The organism is Methylobacter sp. (assembly GCF_036845245.1).
Taxonomy (GTDB): domain Bacteria; phylum Pseudomonadota; class Gammaproteobacteria; order Methylococcales; family Methylomonadaceae; genus Methylobacter_A.
Map to the genome: position 1 here is coordinate 227,370 of NZ_DAIUEH010000001.1, position 17,830 is coordinate 245,199.

The 17,830-nt window shown below is 48.9% G+C and carries 8 protein-coding genes; 3 read left to right on the forward strand and 5 right to left on the reverse strand.

The window, feature by feature from the left end; all coding sequences use genetic code 11:
- The first annotated feature begins 450 nt into the window (after positions 1–450).
- From V7051_RS00940 to V7051_RS00950, 3 genes are read left to right on the forward strand one after another with little or no spacing between them, the layout of a single operon-like run.
- Positions 451–1,305: a prohibitin family protein gene (locus V7051_RS00940; RefSeq protein WP_333873003.1), complete on the forward strand. Its 855-nt coding sequence runs from the start codon at positions 451–453 to the stop codon at positions 1,303–1,305.
- Positions 1,306–1,310: 5 nt separating this feature from the next.
- A complete protein-coding gene (locus V7051_RS00945; protein ID WP_333873004.1) occupies positions 1,311–2,498 on the forward strand; it encodes an ABC transporter substrate-binding protein in 1,188 nt (395 codons plus the stop codon).
- A 4-nt stretch (positions 2,499–2,502) separates the two neighbouring features.
- Positions 2,503–2,664: a hypothetical protein gene (locus V7051_RS00950; RefSeq protein ID WP_333873005.1), complete on the forward strand. Its 162-nt coding sequence runs from the start codon at positions 2,503–2,505 to the stop codon at positions 2,662–2,664.
- 86 nt (positions 2,665–2,750) lie between these two features.
- Here V7051_RS00950 and V7051_RS00955 read toward each other — a convergent pair whose 3' ends face one another.
- The 5 genes from V7051_RS00955 to V7051_RS00975 all read right to left on the reverse strand — a co-directional run.
- Entirely contained in the window at positions 2,751–4,334 is a 1,584-nt protein-coding gene (locus V7051_RS00955; RefSeq protein WP_333873006.1) for a TolC family protein, read from the reverse strand.
- Between the two features lie 90 nt (positions 4,335–4,424).
- Complete coding sequence (asnB, locus tag V7051_RS00960) at positions 4,425–6,281, reverse strand: asparagine synthase (glutamine-hydrolyzing) (protein WP_333873007.1); 1,857 nt, start codon at positions 6,279–6,281, stop codon at positions 4,425–4,427.
- Between the two features lie 3 nt (positions 6,282–6,284).
- Positions 6,285–10,814, reverse strand: a complete 4,530-nt coding sequence (locus V7051_RS00965; RefSeq protein ID WP_333873008.1) for an amino acid adenylation domain-containing protein — start codon at positions 10,812–10,814, stop codon at positions 6,285–6,287.
- Positions 10,815–11,161: 347 nt separating this feature from the next.
- Entirely contained in the window at positions 11,162–17,122 is a 5,961-nt protein-coding gene (locus tag V7051_RS00970; protein ID WP_333873009.1) for an aminotransferase class III-fold pyridoxal phosphate-dependent enzyme, read from the reverse strand.
- Between the two features lie 10 nt (positions 17,123–17,132).
- Positions 17,133–17,830 (reverse strand): acyl carrier protein (locus V7051_RS00975; RefSeq protein WP_333873010.1); only part of this gene is annotated, 698 nt, incomplete at its 5' end.

The window sequence follows — 17,830 nt, forward strand, 5'->3', positions numbered from 1 at the left end:
GGGCACCTTCGTTTTACATAAAGCAAGCCATTATCCAATTACGATTTGATATTAGAAGCTTTACATTCTATATCCGAGAACAATGATTTTTGGAACTGAAAGCTGGTATTTCTGCTTTGTTTTTATCTGCATAAAACATAACTTTATCGGACTATCCTAAAAAACGAATAATGAATATAAAGCCTAAAATGAATATCGAAAACTTAAGGAAAAAAATTTTCCATGTCTTTCAGCAGCATGTTACCATCTGTTAATTTATTGATCTAACTTGGTGCCGCATATCCTTTTTGAGCGATTATTTTATAAATTACCAATGAGCTGCAGAGAACCCCTGATTAACTTAAAAAAAGCTTGTTAAAAATATTTATTAAAGTGAGCGTCCGATATTTAAAATAAAGATAGCCTGTCGGTTGATTAATAATATAAAACCACATAATACCTGAATATCCTATGAGCAATTCATCAGAGTCACTAATAACACGAAATTTGCCGACTATTATAACCTTAGTTATGATCACAGCGCTTTTTCTAGCATTTTTCTGGTCATATGTTTTTATAACAATAAAATCAGGAGAAGTCGGCATATTATATAGACGATTCGGACAAGGAACAGTTACTGACAAAACTTACCAGGAAGGTATAACGTTGATACTTCCATGGAATATCATGTATATCTATGATACTCGAATACAGCAGTATCAACATAGTATGGTAGCCTTAACTAAAGAAGGATTAAAAGTCGAGCTTGAAATATCTATTCGTTATTATCCTGAATTAGAAACTATAGGAATATTGCATCAGCGCATTGGTCCTGATTATCTATATAAAGTAGTCGTTCCAGAAGTAGAATCCGATATTAGGGTTCAAGTCGGTCATTTAGATATTAACAGTATGTATTCACCTGACCCGGCGCTTCTTCAGGTTATGGTAAACGATACCATGGATCAACTGGAAAAAAACTATATTACGATTCAAGATGTCGTCATTACCCGAATTACATTGCCAAAGTCAATTGAAACTGTAATGGAAAAGAAAATTGAATATAAAGAACTGGCTGAAGCCTATCAATATCGAATAGAAGGAGAAAAACTGGAAGCCAAACGGAAATTGATCGAAGCGGATGGCATTAGGGCTTATAACGAAACCATCAGTAAATCGATGACATCGGACATATTAAAATGGCAGGGTATTCAAGCTACTGTTGCTCTTTCGAATTCAAATAATTCGAAAGTCATTGTGCTTGGTAATAGTTCAAAAGAAATGCCGATTATTTTAGGCGGCGAATCGGACGCGCCGAAACGCTAATCAAGATGAAAAAATATGCGCTCCCATTGCTGCTCATCATAATCGCTGGAACTTTACCTGCACGTTTTTTATTCGGTTATCTTTCAAGTTATCAATATTCGCTTCATAAAAGAGAAGAATTAGCACGAAAGGATACCGGCGATATTAATATTGCAGTTACATGGAATCTACCTTTTTTGGGAGCTAATTTTAAGCGAGGAGCTGAATTAGCTTTAGAAGAAGAAAATGAGCGTGGATTTACCTTTACAAAAGATGACGTTCTGATACAAAAGAAAATGGTTTTGCATGAGTTTTATGATGTTTCAAACGATAATAACCGTATGACAGAAGATATTGTCAGTGATCCGAATATTATTGCCGTGCTCAGCATATCAGAATCGAACCAGGCTATTTCTTCTTCGGTCAGCTATGAACAACATGGTATTTTATCCATATCGACATTTGCAACCGATCAGCATTTAACGAATCATGGTTTTAAATACGTATTCAGTATACTCCCGACTTCCAGGGAATATGCCCAAGCCTTGGTAAATTTTTGTGATATTAAAGGGTATAAAAATATTGCGGTACTATATTCAAGACAAGGAATGGGCGGACTTAATCTCGCAATTAACTTTAGCGGTTTATTAAAAAATAAAGATACTAACGTTATTTTTTCACATTCGTTAGACCCGAAGCAAAAGGATTACCGGCAATTAATCTATGATTTACAGCAGCATCCCTTTGATGCTATTTTACTGGGGGCAAAAGGAGAAATTGCCGGAAGGGTAATTAATCAATTACGAGAAATGGGCGTTAATAAGCCTTTGTTCAGCGGTATCAGTATGGATGATACGGCTTTATGGGAACTCTCCGGTAAAAGATCTAATAATGTTTTTGTCGCATCTATATACGATGATACTGAAAAAAGTGAGGATAGAAAATCCGATGCTTATAGAAAATTCTATAAGAAATATGGTTATCCGCCTAATTTTGCTGCAAGACAAGGTTATGATGGATTAAAAATTATTGCAGCCGCCATAAGAAAAAGTAACTCTATCGTACCGATTGATATAGCTGGGACCTTAAAATACAACTTTAAAAATGAACTTGGCAATAACTATTTTGATAATTTAGGACGTATTGCAAACAAGAAATTATTCATCAAAGAAATGAAAAACGGCGAGTTTTATAACGTTTTAAAACCGGAGTAGTAAAATGTTTAGTTTAGGTTATATCTTGATTTGTGTTCTAATTGCCTGTTTAGGAATCAGGAGAAAGTTTGGATTTTGGGGATATTTTTTTGCTTCTTTATTATTAACCCCTTTAATGGGTATTATTTTAATTGCCGCATCTGATACAAAAGCCAGAAATACCTAAAAATATAAGTCTTAAACATATAGGTATCTACTATCTTCCAAATCTTTATATTTTGTAGATACCCACCAAAGCATTCTGTTCCAATATTAAAACGCGTTTAGGCTCTTGATATCGACCACATGATTTTCATCATTACTGATAATCAGCGTACCGGTTTGGAAACGTACTTCCGCAATGAGCTTAGCTAAAGCGCTTTCCACTTGAAGGCGACTGATTTTCGCCCCCACCAGACGATCTTCGTATTCTAATAAGTTCAGCATCGTCGGAGCATTTTTCAAAGCTCGTTCAGCCAATTCATTGACAGCCGGCTGATAAAAGGCCACCGCTTTTTCAGCCATATTTTTTTCAGTCATGCGCCTCGTTAAAAGCGACACATCGACATCAACCAGTGCGCTGATCGTTCTTTCCAACTGCCCCATACCGATTTCAGTACTCCGGGAAAGCGCTTTTTGACGCGCCAGCAAGCCTTCCTGCACATTATTTTCCAATGGGTAGGCGAAAGATAACTGTCCCCCTAAGTTCGGCCCCGGTACATTCCGGTACACCGCGTCGCCGAACGTACTCGCGCTTGCTCCCTCGCTTAAACCTTGATAACCGGCATTCAGGGAAACATCCAATTGCGGCATTAAATCGCGGGTATATTTCTTGACCAGTACATTGTTAGCTTCCTGTCTTAAATTGACCGCTTTCAAGTCGGCACGATGTTCCATCGCCTGGACAACCCAATTTTTATTTAATTGTTCGTAATTAAGTTTTGTCGCCTCGAATTTGGGAAATTGCTCGGCAGACACTTTCACCAGACCAAAATCCTTATAGGGTGTTCCCATTGCCACCGACAGCGCGACCTTGGCTTGTTCCATTAATTGCGTGGCACTTATTACACTTAAATGTTTATTGGCCAAATAAGCCAGCACAGCATCAATTTCAGCGCGGTATTTGGCTTTCATTTCCTGGGCGCGTGACGGATCACTTAAAATAAATATTTGTTCCGCTTTATCGGTCCAGTCTTGAACGCGTGCTTCGGATATGCGGTTAATCTCAAGAGTTTCCACTGCGACTTTGTAATCCCAATAAGCATTAATGGCATTAAGCACTATTGAAGAAATGACAAAGCTCAAATCGTTTTGGGCGGCTTGATATTGCAGGATCGCGGCATTTTCCGCCGCTCCGGCTGATTCCTCGGTAGCGCCTTTCAATAATGGAATATTCAACTGAAAATTGACGCTCGATTCGTTGCTGGTTGTTAAATCGAGGCCTTGGGCATTAGCTTCCGGTTGGCCGTTTATCGGATCTTTACGGAAAACATTGACGCTAAAACTGGCTGATATGCCGGTGCGGTATTGCTTCAAAATACCTGCCTGCACCAAATGCTGATAGGATTGCAGATAGGTCAAGTTTAAAAAAGAGGACTGGTTGTAACTGATAATCGGTGAATTACTCAGCTTGGTGGTATAGCTGGATACTACCGTATGATCGAATTGCCCGGTTTGAAGTTTTACACCGGCTTCGGCACCTTCGACAGCAGCTTGTTGCTGTAGAATTTCAGGGGCCTGTATTAGTGTGGCATTGACCACTTTAGCTAAATCATAAATATCATCAGCATAAACAACGTCCGTTGTAGCAATAAAAGCCAACAGACCGGCTGCCACTTTTTTATAATTATTTTTCATAGTGTTATATAACATTTACTGTATTAATGTATAAATAAAGCCAGCACACTCCCTTGTATCCAGCTAATCAATGCAACTTGCCCTGCTCGCTTAAAATTCCGGTAAACCGAATATTTCCAACCAAATATTAAACGTCAATACCATCAACAACCAATCGTCGTCGAAGGTCTGATTAATGCTGAAACCGTCCGCGCGATAAGTTTTCTTTAGCCGCTCAATCACATCGGGATTGAAATAACCTTGTCGTTTAATGCGTTCGTAAGATAATAAATCTTCCAGCCATTCGTTGTTTTGTCTCAACAGATTCGGGCTGCCCGGCGCGACAAAGCTGAACTTGGGCCGGTTAATGACCGCATCGGGCACATAACTCCGCGCCATCTGCTTTAAAATATATTTTTCCTGCATATTATTGACCAGCAAATGCGGCGGAATCGTCCGGGCGCAGGCAATTACGTCAATATCCAAGAACGGATAGCGGGCTTCGACCGAATTCGCATAGGCGACCCTATCGCCGTGATCGGCCAACAAGTGATCGGATAGTCGCAATTTGAAATCCAGGTACGAGCGTTTGTGTATCGGGTGCCGTCCCTGCAATTTGCTTATATCGACCGGCGCATGGCGGGTGCATTCAAATTCATCGGCTTGGTCTAATACAGCCGAAGAATATAAGGCGCGCTTGGTGTTCTTGAATTCATGATAGTTTTTTTCATAGAAAAACGGCTCGCCCCAGCATTCTTCCTGCAACTGCGTTTCCAGCATCGCTTCCAAACTAAAGTCGTCTTGATCCCGGTTTTGATCCAAACGATAACCGACATAACCGGCGAATAATTCGTCGGCGCCCTCACCTGTCAGCACCACTTTTAAACCTTGCTGTTTGACCAGGGCCGACAAAGCCAGCGAGCAGCTGTTGTACGACTCTTTTAACGGTGTTTCGGCATGAAAAATCATCTCCTGCAAACGTTCGGCAATATGTTCGCTGTCGAATACCGTTTCATGATGAATGGAATTGACCTGCGCCGCCATCAGCTGCTGATAATGGCGCTCGTCGATGGCTTTTTCATGAAAACCGATGGAGAATGAATGCCGCTGTTTTTCCGGCGACAATTCATGAATCAAACCGGCAATCAATGACGAATCCAGTCCCCCGCTTAAGTAAAAACCGACAGGCACATCGGCATGTAGCCGATAATTAACCGCCTTTTTTAGCGCCTCATCCAGACGGTCTATGCAATCCTGCTCCGAGACCTTGTTATCCAATTCCGATTGCATCGGATAATTCAAATCCCAATATTCTTTAACTTTGACATCGCCTTGTTCAACCAGGATGAAATGGCCGGGTTTCAACGCATGAATATTTTTAAACAAGGTTCGCGGGCTGACCAAGCCCGGAAAAGTAAAAATCTGGTCCAGCCCGGTTAAATCGACGCTACGCTCAACGGCCGGATCCTTAAGAATCGCTTTAATCTCGGAGCCGAAAATAAAGCGCTGCCCGGCCACGGTATAAAACAGCGGCGCGATACCGACATGATCGCGCGCCAACATCAGCCTTTTTTTGCGTTTATCGTACAAAGCAAACGCGAATTGTCCGTTCAAATGCTGCAATAATTCGACGCCGTATTGCTCGTACAAATGCAGGATGACTTCAATATCGCAGGCGGTTTTAAACCGGTGCCCCAGCTTGATTAAGTCGGCTTTAAGTTCCCGGTAGTTATAGATTTCGCCATTACAAATCAAGACCAGCGAATCGTCTTCATTGCTGATCGGTTGATTGCCGCTGTTCAGGTCGATAATCGCCAGCCGCCGAAAGCCTAAACCCAATCCCGGCTCCAGGTAAAAACCGTCATCGTCGGGACCGCGATAAGCAAAGCTATCGACCATCGTTTGCAATAAGGCGCGCTCAACCAATTGCTCCCCGGATAAATGATAAATACCGGCTATACCGCACATCGCCTAAAAATCCTCGTCCAAAGCCATCATCGCCTGTAAAAAGTCGGCTTGTTCGAGATTCGCAGCCGGTTGATAAAAATCCGCCAGCGCTTGTTGCCCTGACTGCAACGACATCGCTTGCAGATGAGCTTTCACCTGCTGCAAATACGCCTTGATAGTCTCGGCCGTGAACAATGCAGCGTTATAGGTTATTTGCAGATTCAAGCCGTTATCCGGGATAGCCAACAAGGTCAACGAATAATTGGTGTGCTCGTAAGCTTTGACTCCGCACAGCCGCAACGCTTGGTCGGCGTTAAGCAAGGCTTTATCGACCGGATAATTCTCGTAGATAAAAATGCTGTCGAACGCGACCGAAGCGCCCGACCAATTTTTTATATCGGCCAACGAAGAATATTCATATTGCTGCATCGTGAACTGCTTGGCCTGTATCGCTTTCAACCAATCCGGCAGCAGCATATCCCGATCCAGTTGCAGATATAACGGCAAGGTGTTGATAAACAGCCCGGCAATGGTTTCTATGCCGTCCAAATCGTTTGCGCGCCCCGACACGGTAATGCCGAACAACACTTCGTCGTTACCGCTGTGTTCCGCCACCACCAAGGCCCAGGCCGCCTGGACCAGCGTATTGAGCGTGACGCCCAATTGCTGCGCCAGTTGTTGCAGGGCAATGCAATCGGCTTCAGTGACTTGTTCGGACAATTCAAGATAACCCTGCTGCCCGGTCTGTTCAGTAACCAAAGTACCGGGTGCCGCATCCTGCAACGTTTCCCGCCAAAAGCGTTGAGCCTGCTGCTGGTCACGGCCCTCCAGCCAAGCGATGTAATCGCGGTATTGCGCGGCTTGCGGCAACTGCGGCGTTTCGGCGGACAGCAAAGCACTGTAAAGTTGCAGCACGTCTTTAATAATCAACGCGACACTCCAGCCGTCCAGCAGAATATGCGAATGCGTCCACAGCAAGCGCCATAGCCCGTCCGGCATTTGAACAAGTGTCCAGCGCATTAACGGCGCACGGTCCAGCTCAAACAGCATTTTCCTGTCGTCGCTGACGAACTGTTGCCAGCTCTGTGCAGCGACTTGCGTTGTTAACTCGCGCCAATCCTGATTTTGCCAGCGGAATTCAGTCTGCTTTAACAGCGCTTGCAACGGCCTGCTCAAGCCCTTCCAAACCACCGCAGTACGCAGCACGCTGTGCCGCTGCATCACGGTACGCCAAGCCTGTTGAAATAAAGCAGAGTCCATACGACCTTGAAAATCGTAACTCAACTGCTCGAAATAGACATCGGCCGAGCTGTCGCTTAAGGCGTGAAACAACATGCCTTCCTGGGTCGGCGACAGCGGATACAGTGCTTCAAGCTCCGGATATTGTGCCTGCAAGCCGCTTAACTCGGCGGCGCTCAAACCCGCCAACGAAAAATCCCCGGCCGCCAAAGTATCGGTTAAGCTGTCGACAGCCGCCTGCATGGTCTTGGCAATGCTCTCGATCGTTTCGGCCTTATGCAGCTGTTCACTGTAGACAAAATCGATCCGTAAGCTGCCTTGGTAAACCAGTGCATTGATTTCCAGTAAATACGGCCTGATGCCGCGAGGACTATGGGTTGCGCCGTGATCTTCCTCGGCCAGTTCGAACAGTCCGTCCGGGCTGAACAGATGATCGAATTGGCCGAGATAATTGAATACCACCTGCGCTTTCGGCAAGGATTTAAGCGCTTCCGCTGCGGACAAATAACGCAATACGCCGTAATCCAAACCATTCTGCGGCAGCTTGTCCAGGCCGTTTTTGACATTCAGCAAGACTTCACAGGGGTCGCCGTCGGTATTGACCGCAAATGGGTAAATAGCCGTCAGCCAGCCGCAGGTTCTGGAAATATCCAAATCGGAGATCGGCTCGCGTCCATGACCTTCCAGGTCGATCAGCAAATCGCCGTCCGCCAACCGGCTGCGCAAACCCAGCAGCAGTGCTGTCAGTAGAATATCCTGGATACGATGGTTCTTGGCTTGCAACAGCGTCTTGGTCCGGTCTTGATCGAGAACCAAGGTATAGGTTTGCGCACTACCGCTGGTGTTTTCGCCGTCGAAATCGGTAGGCAAAGCCGCATAGTAACCTTGGTTTAACGCCAGCCAGCTTTGTTGGCTGGCGATCCGCCGACTATAGCTTTGCAGCGCTTGCGTCCATTGCGCGAAGGTCGCGCTTTCAGGTAATTGAACGCTTTGGCCTTGCTGCAACTGTTTAAATGCGCTTTCCAAATCCTCCAGCAAAATACGCCACGATACGCCGTCGACGACTAAATGATGCACAATGATCAGCAGGCGTTGTTCATGCTCGTTCAGCTTAAATAACAAAGCCTTGATCAAAACGCCTTTTTGCAGGTTTAAGTCGCCTTGCGCTTGCTCTGCAGTTTCCGCCAGCAAAGCGCTACGTTCCGCCTCGGGATATGCGGTCAGGTCGATTTTACTGAGACGAACAGGCTTGTAATCTGGATTCAGCCGTTGCTCGGGAATAACCGCATCCGGTTGATTGATAAAACGGTAGCGCAAACAGGCATGATGGCTTTGCAGCGCTTGCAACGCTTTTTCCAGCAAATCCGGCGGAAGCGTTTGCCTGCACTTTAACAGCACGGCTTGGTTCCAATGTTGCGACTGGGCGATCTTTTGCTCGAAAAACCAATATTGCACCGGGCTTAACGTAATCGCATCGTTATCGCTCTGCACAGGCGCAGTCACCACGGCAGGCGCCGAAGCCACTGTTGCACCGGCCTGAGCAGCCAATTCGGCAATAGTTTGATGCAAAAATAACTGGTTCGGCGCCAGTTTCATTCCAGCCCGGTTAGCCCTGCTGATCAGCTGTATCGCTAAAATCGAATCGCCGCCCAATTGAAAGAAATTATCGTGAATGCCGACTTTTTCCAACTTCAACAACTCCGCCCAAATAGCCGCTAACGTTCGTTCGGCCTGGGTTTGCGGCGCGGCAAAGCCGCTTTCGGTCGGCAATGTGTTGCGCTCCGGCACCGGCAACGCTTTACGGTCGATCTTGCCGTTGACGTTTAACGGCATTGTCGCTAGCAGCGTATAGTAGGTCGGCTGCATGTATTCGGGTAAATGAGCGGCCGCCAGTTCGCGCAACTGGCGAATCAATTCAGGATGCGACGCTTGGGCATCGGCCACCAGATAAGCGGCCAAGCGTTTGTGTTCGTCTTCTTCATAGACGGTCACGACCGTTTCGCTGACCTGCTCATGGCCGGTCAGCACGGCTTCGATCTCGCCCAGCTCAATTCTAAATCCGCGGATTTTGACTTGGGTGTCGGCGCGCCCGATATATTCCATATCGCCGTTGGCGAGTCTTTTCGCCAAGTCGCCTGAGCGGTATAAACGCTGTCCGGGAAATTGCGGCAGCGTGATAAAACGTTCGCTATTCAGTTCCGGCCGGTTCAAATAGCCGCGCGCAACGCCGTCCCCACCGACATAAATTTCGCCTTCCGTCTCGACAGCTACAGGTTGTTGCGCCTCGTCCAACAGATGCAGATCAAGATCGGGAATCGCCACGCCGATCAATTTGCTGTTGCCGTCGCGAATATCCTGCATCGTGACCGGGCGGTAGCTCGAATGCACGGTGGTTTCGGTAATGCCGTACATGTTGATCAGGCGTGGTGCTGAATCGCCATGACGAAGCAGCCAGGGCTCCAGCATCTTGAAATTCAAAGCCTCGCCGCCGAAAGTCACGCAACGCAAAGAAATCGCATCGGCCGGATAATCCTGATCGACACGCACCAACGGCGCGAATGCCGACGGCGTTTGATTTAAAAACGTGACCCGCTCGTCGACCAGCAACTGGTAAAACTGTTCCGGCGTCCGCGCAGTCGCATGCGGCACAATGACCAAGCGGCCGCCGTAAAGCAATGCTCCCCATATTTCCCAGACCGACATGTCGAACGCAAAAGAATGGAATAAAGCCCAAACATCTTGCCGGTTAAAGTTAAACCAGTGTTCGGTGGAGCGGAACAAGCGCATCACGTTGTGCTGGGTAATTTGCACGCCTTTGGGCTGGCCGGTCGAACCGGACGTGTACATCACGTAACAAAGTGCCTGCGCCGGATCGCCAAGATAATCGACCAGCAGGTTTTGATCGGAATAATCGCTGTTTATCCGTTCTTGCTCGGCATCCAGGTCGATCAGGTGCTTGATAGCGGAAAATTTGTTCGCCAACCGGCTTTGGGTCAGCACAATATGGGTTGCCGAATCTTGCAGGATAAAAGCCAAACGCTCCGGCGGCGCGTTGATGTCCAATGGCAAATAAGCGCCGCCCGCTTTTAGGATTGCGACGAGGGCAATGACTAAATCCAAGCCGCGTTCCAGCGAAAGGCCCACCACAACCTCGGGTTTTACTCCCAGTGACTGTAAATAATGCGCCAGCCGGTTGCTACGCGCGTTTAACTCAGCATAGCTGATCGTTTCGCCATCAAACGTTAACGCCGGTGCGTCCGGCTGTTCGGCTGCCTGCCGTTGAAATTCTTGGTGTAGTAAAGCGTATTGCGCCATAAGTTCCTTCAAATCTTAAGTATGCGATTGCTGTAAACTTTTTTCTCATTGTTCGCACGCCGGAGCGCTTGCCGTTAGACACAAATGTTTAAAAGCACGTCATTCCGGCAGGGATTGCCAGACCCGTTAGGGCACGTTGTGAATCCAGAGTACAAGGATGTGAATACTCGAGTTAGCTTCAGCATCGTTTGTAGCAAAGCTTGTTTTCCAGCTTCAAAATTACCATCCTTGGTTCCTAGATCCCGGCAATCCCTGCCGGGATGACGCGTTGAATAAAACTTGTATATAACGACAAGCGCCGGAGCATGGGAACGATAAAATTATTTTTCTTTCGTGGACAAACCAGATCAACAGATGCCAGTTAACTCAGTGACCGTCCGTTCCGGATGCTCACAACACTGCTGCAACACGGCGGTTAACCGTCCGGCAAATTCAGCAATGGTCTCGCTCCGGTATAAATCGGTGTTGTAATTGAGCGCCACTTCCAATTGTTTGTTGGACAGATTGACGTACAGCAGCATGTCGAACAAACTGCCCGGCGTATCGATTTCAACCGGGGTGAAGCCGTGTTCTTTTGCCAGCCCGGCAATCACGCTACGGTCGTCCATCGTCAACACCACGTCGAACAATGGATTACGGCTTAAGCTGCGCGGCACAGCTAAATCCGCGCATAACGCATCGAAAGGATAAGCCTGGTATTTGGAGGCTTCCAACACCGTTTGCTTGACCTGGGCCAATAACTCGACAAAAGTCATGTCCGGTTTAATCTGGCTGCGCAGCGGCAGGGTATTGACGTAAAAACCGATTTGCTGATGTAAATCGACGTGTTCGCGCCCTGCGAAAATACTGCCGATCACGATGTCATGCTGGCCCGACAACGCATGCAGCACGACTTTCAACGCTGCGGTAACGCCCATGAAAACCGTAACGCCCTGCTTCCTGCAAAAACCGGTAAATTGCTCGGTCTGCTCGGGCGTTAATGCAAACCTGAAAAACTCGCCCTGATAACGATTAATCACAGCGCGCTCGTTATCGACCGGCAAGTTCAGAGGTTCAACCGCATTTAACTTGTTTTTCCAATAGTTCCTGTGTTCTTCCCTATCGACCGAATCCTGCCACTGGGCATAGTCTTTATAATGGATCGGCAATGGCGGCAGCGGATTATCGCAATTGTCGCGATAGGCTTGATAGAGCGCGAACAGGTCCTTGGCCAGAATCTCAATCGACAGCAGATCGCTGATGATATGGTGCATCGTAATCAGCATCCAGACACAATCCGGCAAGCGTATCAACTTGATCCTAATCAGCGGCGGCTCGCTTAAATCGAACGGGGTTTCCGCCTCTTCTTTGGCAAAGTCGAGCACGGCTTGTTCGGTCGTCATCGTCATTTCTTCCAGCACATCCGGCGCAATGACCGATATTTTTTGCCTGGGCAAACCGTCCTGCTCAATGAAGTAGGTGCGCAGCGATTCATGACGCGTTAACAAACTCTGTACTGCCTTATGCATCGCTTCCTGATCAATATCGGCCGGCAGTTTGATCGCCGACGGTAAATTATAAGCAACCAGACCGGGCGCTAATTGCTCCAGTGTCCATAAGCGTTTTTGCGCGTTGGATAGCGGATAATCCGCTTGTTTGTCGACCGGCGTAATCGGTGCAGCCGCCTGTTGGCGTATCGGTTTTTCTTCCGCCTTCAGCCAACCGTCGGCATACATCGCATCAACGCAGCGTTTGACCGCTGCCGCAACATAAGCAATATCGTCGTCGCTGTGCGCGGTCGAGAAAAAGCAGTTCCTGCCTTCCCAGATCAGTACGCCCTGCTCCAGCAGATGCGTGTTCAGTAATTCAATATCGCCCTGCATTTGGAAGCGGAACAACGACCCGCAATAAACCATCGTAATTGGCACTTGGCGGCTTGAAAACCAGGCATTCAAGTCTTCGCAAAACGTTTGGGTACGCTGGTTCAGCTGTTCCTGCAACGCCGGGCCCTGCCACTTAATTTTAGTCAATACCGCTTTTGCGGCCGCCATTGCCAACGGATGCATGTTAAAAGTCCCGGCCACAAAGACAATTTTTTGCGTCGGCAATGAATCGTCGCCATATTGCCAATAGCCGCCGTCGATTGCATTCATAAACCGGGCTGCGCCTGCGACCGCGCCAATCGCCATACCGCCGCCCAGGATCTTGCCGTAAGTCGCCAAATCGGCTTGTACGCCATACCAGACTTGAGCGCCGCCCTGATGCAAACGGAAACCGGTAATCATTTCATCAAAAATAAGCGCAGTGCCGCTTTGTGCTGTTAATTTACGCAAATCGTGCAAAAACTCGCGCGGCTGCAACGATGGATTCCGGCTTTGCACCGGCTCGACCAGCACCGCCGCCAGCGTATCGCCTAAACGTTCGATAATTTTTAACGATTCGGGATCGCCGTATTTCAGCACAACCACATCGTTGACAAAGTTTTGCAGGGTGCCCGGCGCCAGCGGAAAACTCGATGCCTGCCCTTCCTGATCGCACCAGCCGGTCGCCAGCACGCCGTCGAAACTGCCGTGATACGAACCACTGAACACGACCACTTTATCCCGCCCTGTCACGCCTCGGGCGATACGCAACGCCACCATCACCGCTTCCGAGCCGGTATTGAAAAAAGCCACCCGCTCCAGACCGGTTAACTCGGTCATCAGCTCGGCCACTTCGCCGGTCAAGCGCGACATGGGACCGATCGCTAAACCGTCCCGCTGTAATTCATCCAGCAATGCTTGTTTGACAAAGTCGGGATTATGGCCGAATAAATTAACGCCAAAACCCATCGTAATATCGACATATTGATTGCCGTCGATGTCCCAGGTTTTTGCGCCATGGGCATGATCGAACGCAATCTGGTAAACCAATTCCTTCCATTCCGGCCGGAATGCAACATTGCGGTTATGAGCCAGAACCTTTTTGTGTCGGGCGGCATAGCCTTTGGATTTTTCGGTCAAACTGTTAAAGCGCTGAGCGAGCTTATCGATATAGGCTTGTTTCTCGGCACTCCAATGCACATTTTTTTGCGTTTGGATTTCTTTATACAAACCGGCAATCGCTGCCTTAGGCTCGGGTTTCGGCGCGGCAATCGAAGCTGTCGTTGCAGGCTGCCCAACTTCCTGTTCAACCGCTACACCTTGCAGCACTTGCAATTGCTTCGCAAACAAAGCCGTCATCTCCTGCATTTGCCGGTTCATGATACGCTCCAGCGTACTTCCGCCGACGCAGGAGCCGGTCGGTATTGCACTCGATACGGCTGCCGTTGGTTGCGAAACCGTTTGCTCGACAGTTTCAGGTAAAACCTGATTTAAGTAGTCGACTATCTTCGCAACCGAATCGACCGATTGATAAAACTCGGTGATTGCAATATTAACGCCGTAGCGACGTTCCAAAGCCTGCTGCATTTGTACGATCAACAAAGAATCCAAGCCCATTGCCATGAAATTCTGGTTCTCGTCGATGTCTTCGACCGGGATGCTGCTAATCTCTTTGAGTAATTGCTTAACCATAGTAACGAGTTCAGGTGTTCGGTTCGACATTGTGGTTTCCGTGGAGACTAAAGGTTTAGTTGGCGACGGCGCGGCCATCGGCGCATCGTCCAGCCAATAAGATTTACGTTGAAACGGGTAATTGGGCAATACGATAGCGGGCTTGGCCGGATGACGATAAACAGCCTGCCAATCGAAATTAACCCCGGCCGTATAAAGCTCGGCCTGCGCTTGTTTAATCTGCTGCTTGTCGCTGCGCCCTTTCTGTAATGAAGCAATCCATCGTGCGTCTTGGGCCTCACTGCATTGCCTGCCTAAGCCGGACAGCACCGCATGAGGGCCGCATTCCAGGAACAGCCGGTAACCTTGGGCTAACAGATTTTCGGCGGTTTGCCGGTAATGCACCGCTTCGCGCAAGTGTCGACGCCAGTGCAATGCATCGATATGCAGGAGTTGTTGGCCGTCCAGGTTGGAATACAACGGAATAGCCGGTTTTTGATACACGACTTGCGCGGCGATCTGCTCAAACTCGGCCAATATCGGCTCCATCAGCATCGAATGGAAGGCATGGGACACTTGCAGGAACTGGCAGTTAACGCCCTGCTCTTGCAGCTGCGTACAAACCGCTGCCACTGCTTCTTTAAGCCCGGATATGACTTGTAGAGACGGCGCGTTATAAGCCGCAATCACCACATCCGGCGTATTGACCAATATTGGCTGCAACCGGTCGGCCGGACAGAACACCGCCGCCATCGCGCCGTTTTCAGGCAGGCTCTGCATCAAACGGCCGCGCGCGGTCGCCAATTTCAAGCCGTCTTGCCAGGAAAATACGCCGGCAACACAGGCCGCGACATACTCGCCGATGCTGTGGCCTGCAACTGCGCCGGGTTGAACGCCCCAAGACAGCCACAGTTGCGCCAAGGCGTATTCAATAGCGAACAGCGCCGGTTGCGTGTAGGCGGTTTGATTAATCCGGCCGGAGTCAGCCTGAGCGGCCTCGTTCGGATACAGCAAATCCAGCAAGGAAAATTGCAGATGTTCGCGGCAATAGCCATCGCATCGGTCCAACGCTTCGGCAAAAACCGCTTGCGATTCATACAGCTCACGTCCCATGCCGACATATTGAGCGCCCTGGCCGGTAAATAAAAACACCACCTCAGTATTAGAAACGTCCGTTACCGAATAACCGGCCAAAGCCTGTTGCAATTGTTCGTCCGTCTCACCGACAACCGCCAAACGTTTTACCTCGTGATTTCTGCCTATCGCTGATGCAACCGCGACATCGGCTAATCGCGGCTCCGATTGTAAAAACAAACGGTAATCCGCCGCCAGATTCGCTAATGCGGCGTCGGTTTTGGCCGACAGCAGCAGCAAGTGTGGAGCGTTATCAGTCTCTTCGGCAGGTGTGTCGATTGTTAAATACTGTTCGACAATCACATGCGCATTGGTGCCGCTGAAGCCAAAAGAACTGATACCGGCAATGCGGCTACCGGCTTGATCCTGCCAATCCGCACTTTGCGCAGTAACTTGGACCGGCATGCGCTGCCAATCAATCTGCGGGCTGGGGCTATCGAAATGCAGATGCTTGGGCAAATGGCAATGTTGCAGGGCTAGCACGGTCTTGATGAAACCGGCGATACCGGCCGCCGCTTCCAAATGCCCGAAATTGGTTTTCACCGATCCAACCCATAACGGCGACTGCCGGGCTTCGCCTCTGCCGAAAACTTCCGCCAGAGAATTGATTTCAATCGGATCGCCCAAACGCGTACCGGTACCGTGGGCTTCGATATAAGACACCTGTCCAGGCTTGACGCCTGCATTCGCCAAAGCCTGCTTGATGACCGCCTGTTGCGAAACGCCATTGGGTACCGTCAAGCCGCCGCTGGCGCCGTCCTGGTTGACGGCGCTGCCGCGAACTACTGCAAGGATATGATCCTTATCGTCAATAGCCGTTTGCAAACGTTTTAAAATCACGATGCCGCAGCCTTCTCCGCGTCCGTAACCGTCGGCGCTCGCGGCAAAGGTTTTGCAGCGGCCGTCCGCCGATAACATATGCGCGGTTGAAAAAGCGATGCTGTTCGCAGGCGTGACCATCACATTGACGCCGCCGACTATCGCCCGTTCGCATTCGCCCGACCTCAAAGCCTGACAAGCCAAGTGCAACGCGACCAGCGACGACGAGCAAGCGGTATCGACCACCATGCCGGGGCCGGTCAGTCCTAATAAATACGACAAGCGCCCGGCCGCAACACTTAACGCGTTGCCGGTTTCGTAATACGCATCAAGATAACGGGCATCGGCATTCAGCACCTTATGCGCATAATCACCAGCCGCCATGCCGATATAAACGCCGGTTTTGGTTTTAAACAGGCTATCCGGCGCAATATTGGCGTTTTCCAAAGCCTGCCAAGTCGTTTCCATCAATAAACGCTGCTGAGGATCGAGGCTCAAAGCTTCGCGCGGCGTCATGCCGAAAAACTGCGGGTCGAATTCATCGATACGCGCTTTCAAAAAGCCGCCGTACCGGGTATGCATCTTGCCCGGCGCATCCGGGTTCGCATCGTAATACGAATCGATAGGCCAACGCTGCGCAGGTACTTCGGTCACCGCATCGACACCGTCGACCAGCAGTTGCCAAAATTTTTCCGGATTCTCGGCACCGCCCGGAAAATGGCAGCCCATGCCGATTACCGCAATCGGTTCTTTGTTTTGTTTCTCTAGGTCACTGACTTTTGCGCGCAGGTTTTGGATCTCGCGCAAAGCGTTTTGCATTAACTGCGTGGTTTTATCGGTCATAACTTTAAATTTATTCCCTGTTTTCGCTTAATTCCGCCAGCTCTCGGGCTAAAAGATCGGCGATATCGCCTTCGAACGCGTCCTCAACCGGAGCTTGGATCGTCTGTTCGATAAACCATTCGGGCAAAATATCTTTTATTATATAAGCCTGCATATCTTCCAAAGTCGGATAATCGAATACCAGCGTAGAAGACAACGGTTTTTTCAGATCGGCTTCCAGACGGTTTCTCAACTCCACCGACATCAACGAATCCAGGCCCAAATCGAACAGGCGCCGACGCTGCTCGATAGCGGCGGTTAAACCCAATACCGACGCCACTTTGTCATGCAGGAAACGTTGCAACTCAGCCTTACGCTCCGCCAAGCTCAAGTCGTCCAGCCGGTCGATAAAACCAAGAGACTTGGGAGTTGCTATCGGCACGGCAGTTTGCTCTTTCAAGCCCGACAAAAAGGCGGGCGTAATCGCGGTTAACGACTGCTGCCAATACTTCGACCAGTCCAGGTCCAACACGCCGGCTTGCGTAACCGCTTCGGCCATTAACATTTCCAAAGTCGCCAAGCCTTGTTGCGGTTTAATCTGCTGCCAGCCTAATTTCAATACTCGCTGCTGATCCTGATCTTGCAAGCCTTTCAACATCCCGACTTCGCCCCAAGGCCCCCAGTTGATGCTCAGGGCCGCCAGCCCTTGCAGCCTTCGCTGATGCGCCA

What these genes read in the sequence shown, in the direction of transcription:
- V7051_RS00940 (WP_333873003.1), top strand. Translation starts at nt 451, where the DNA reads ATGAGCAATTCATCAGAGTCACTAATAACACGAAATTTGCCGACTATT.
- V7051_RS00945 (WP_333873004.1), top strand. Translation starts at nt 1,311, where the DNA reads ATGAAAAAATATGCGCTCCCATTGCTGCTCATCATAATCGCTGGAACT.
- V7051_RS00950 (WP_333873005.1), top strand. Translation starts at nt 2,503, where the DNA reads ATGTTTAGTTTAGGTTATATCTTGATTTGTGTTCTAATTGCCTGTTTA.
- V7051_RS00955 (WP_333873006.1), bottom strand. Translation starts at nt 4,334, where the DNA reads ATGAAAAATAATTATAAAAAAGTGGCAGCCGGTCTGTTGGCTTTTATT.
- asnB (WP_333873007.1), bottom strand. Translation starts at nt 6,281, where the DNA reads ATGTGCGGTATAGCCGGTATTTATCATTTATCCGGGGAGCAATTGGTT.
- V7051_RS00965 (WP_333873008.1), bottom strand. Translation starts at nt 10,814, where the DNA reads ATGGCGCAATACGCTTTACTACACCAAGAATTTCAACGGCAGGCAGCC.
- V7051_RS00970 (WP_333873009.1), bottom strand. Translation starts at nt 17,122, where the DNA reads ATGACCGATAAAACCACGCAGTTAATGCAAAACGCTTTGCGCGAGATC.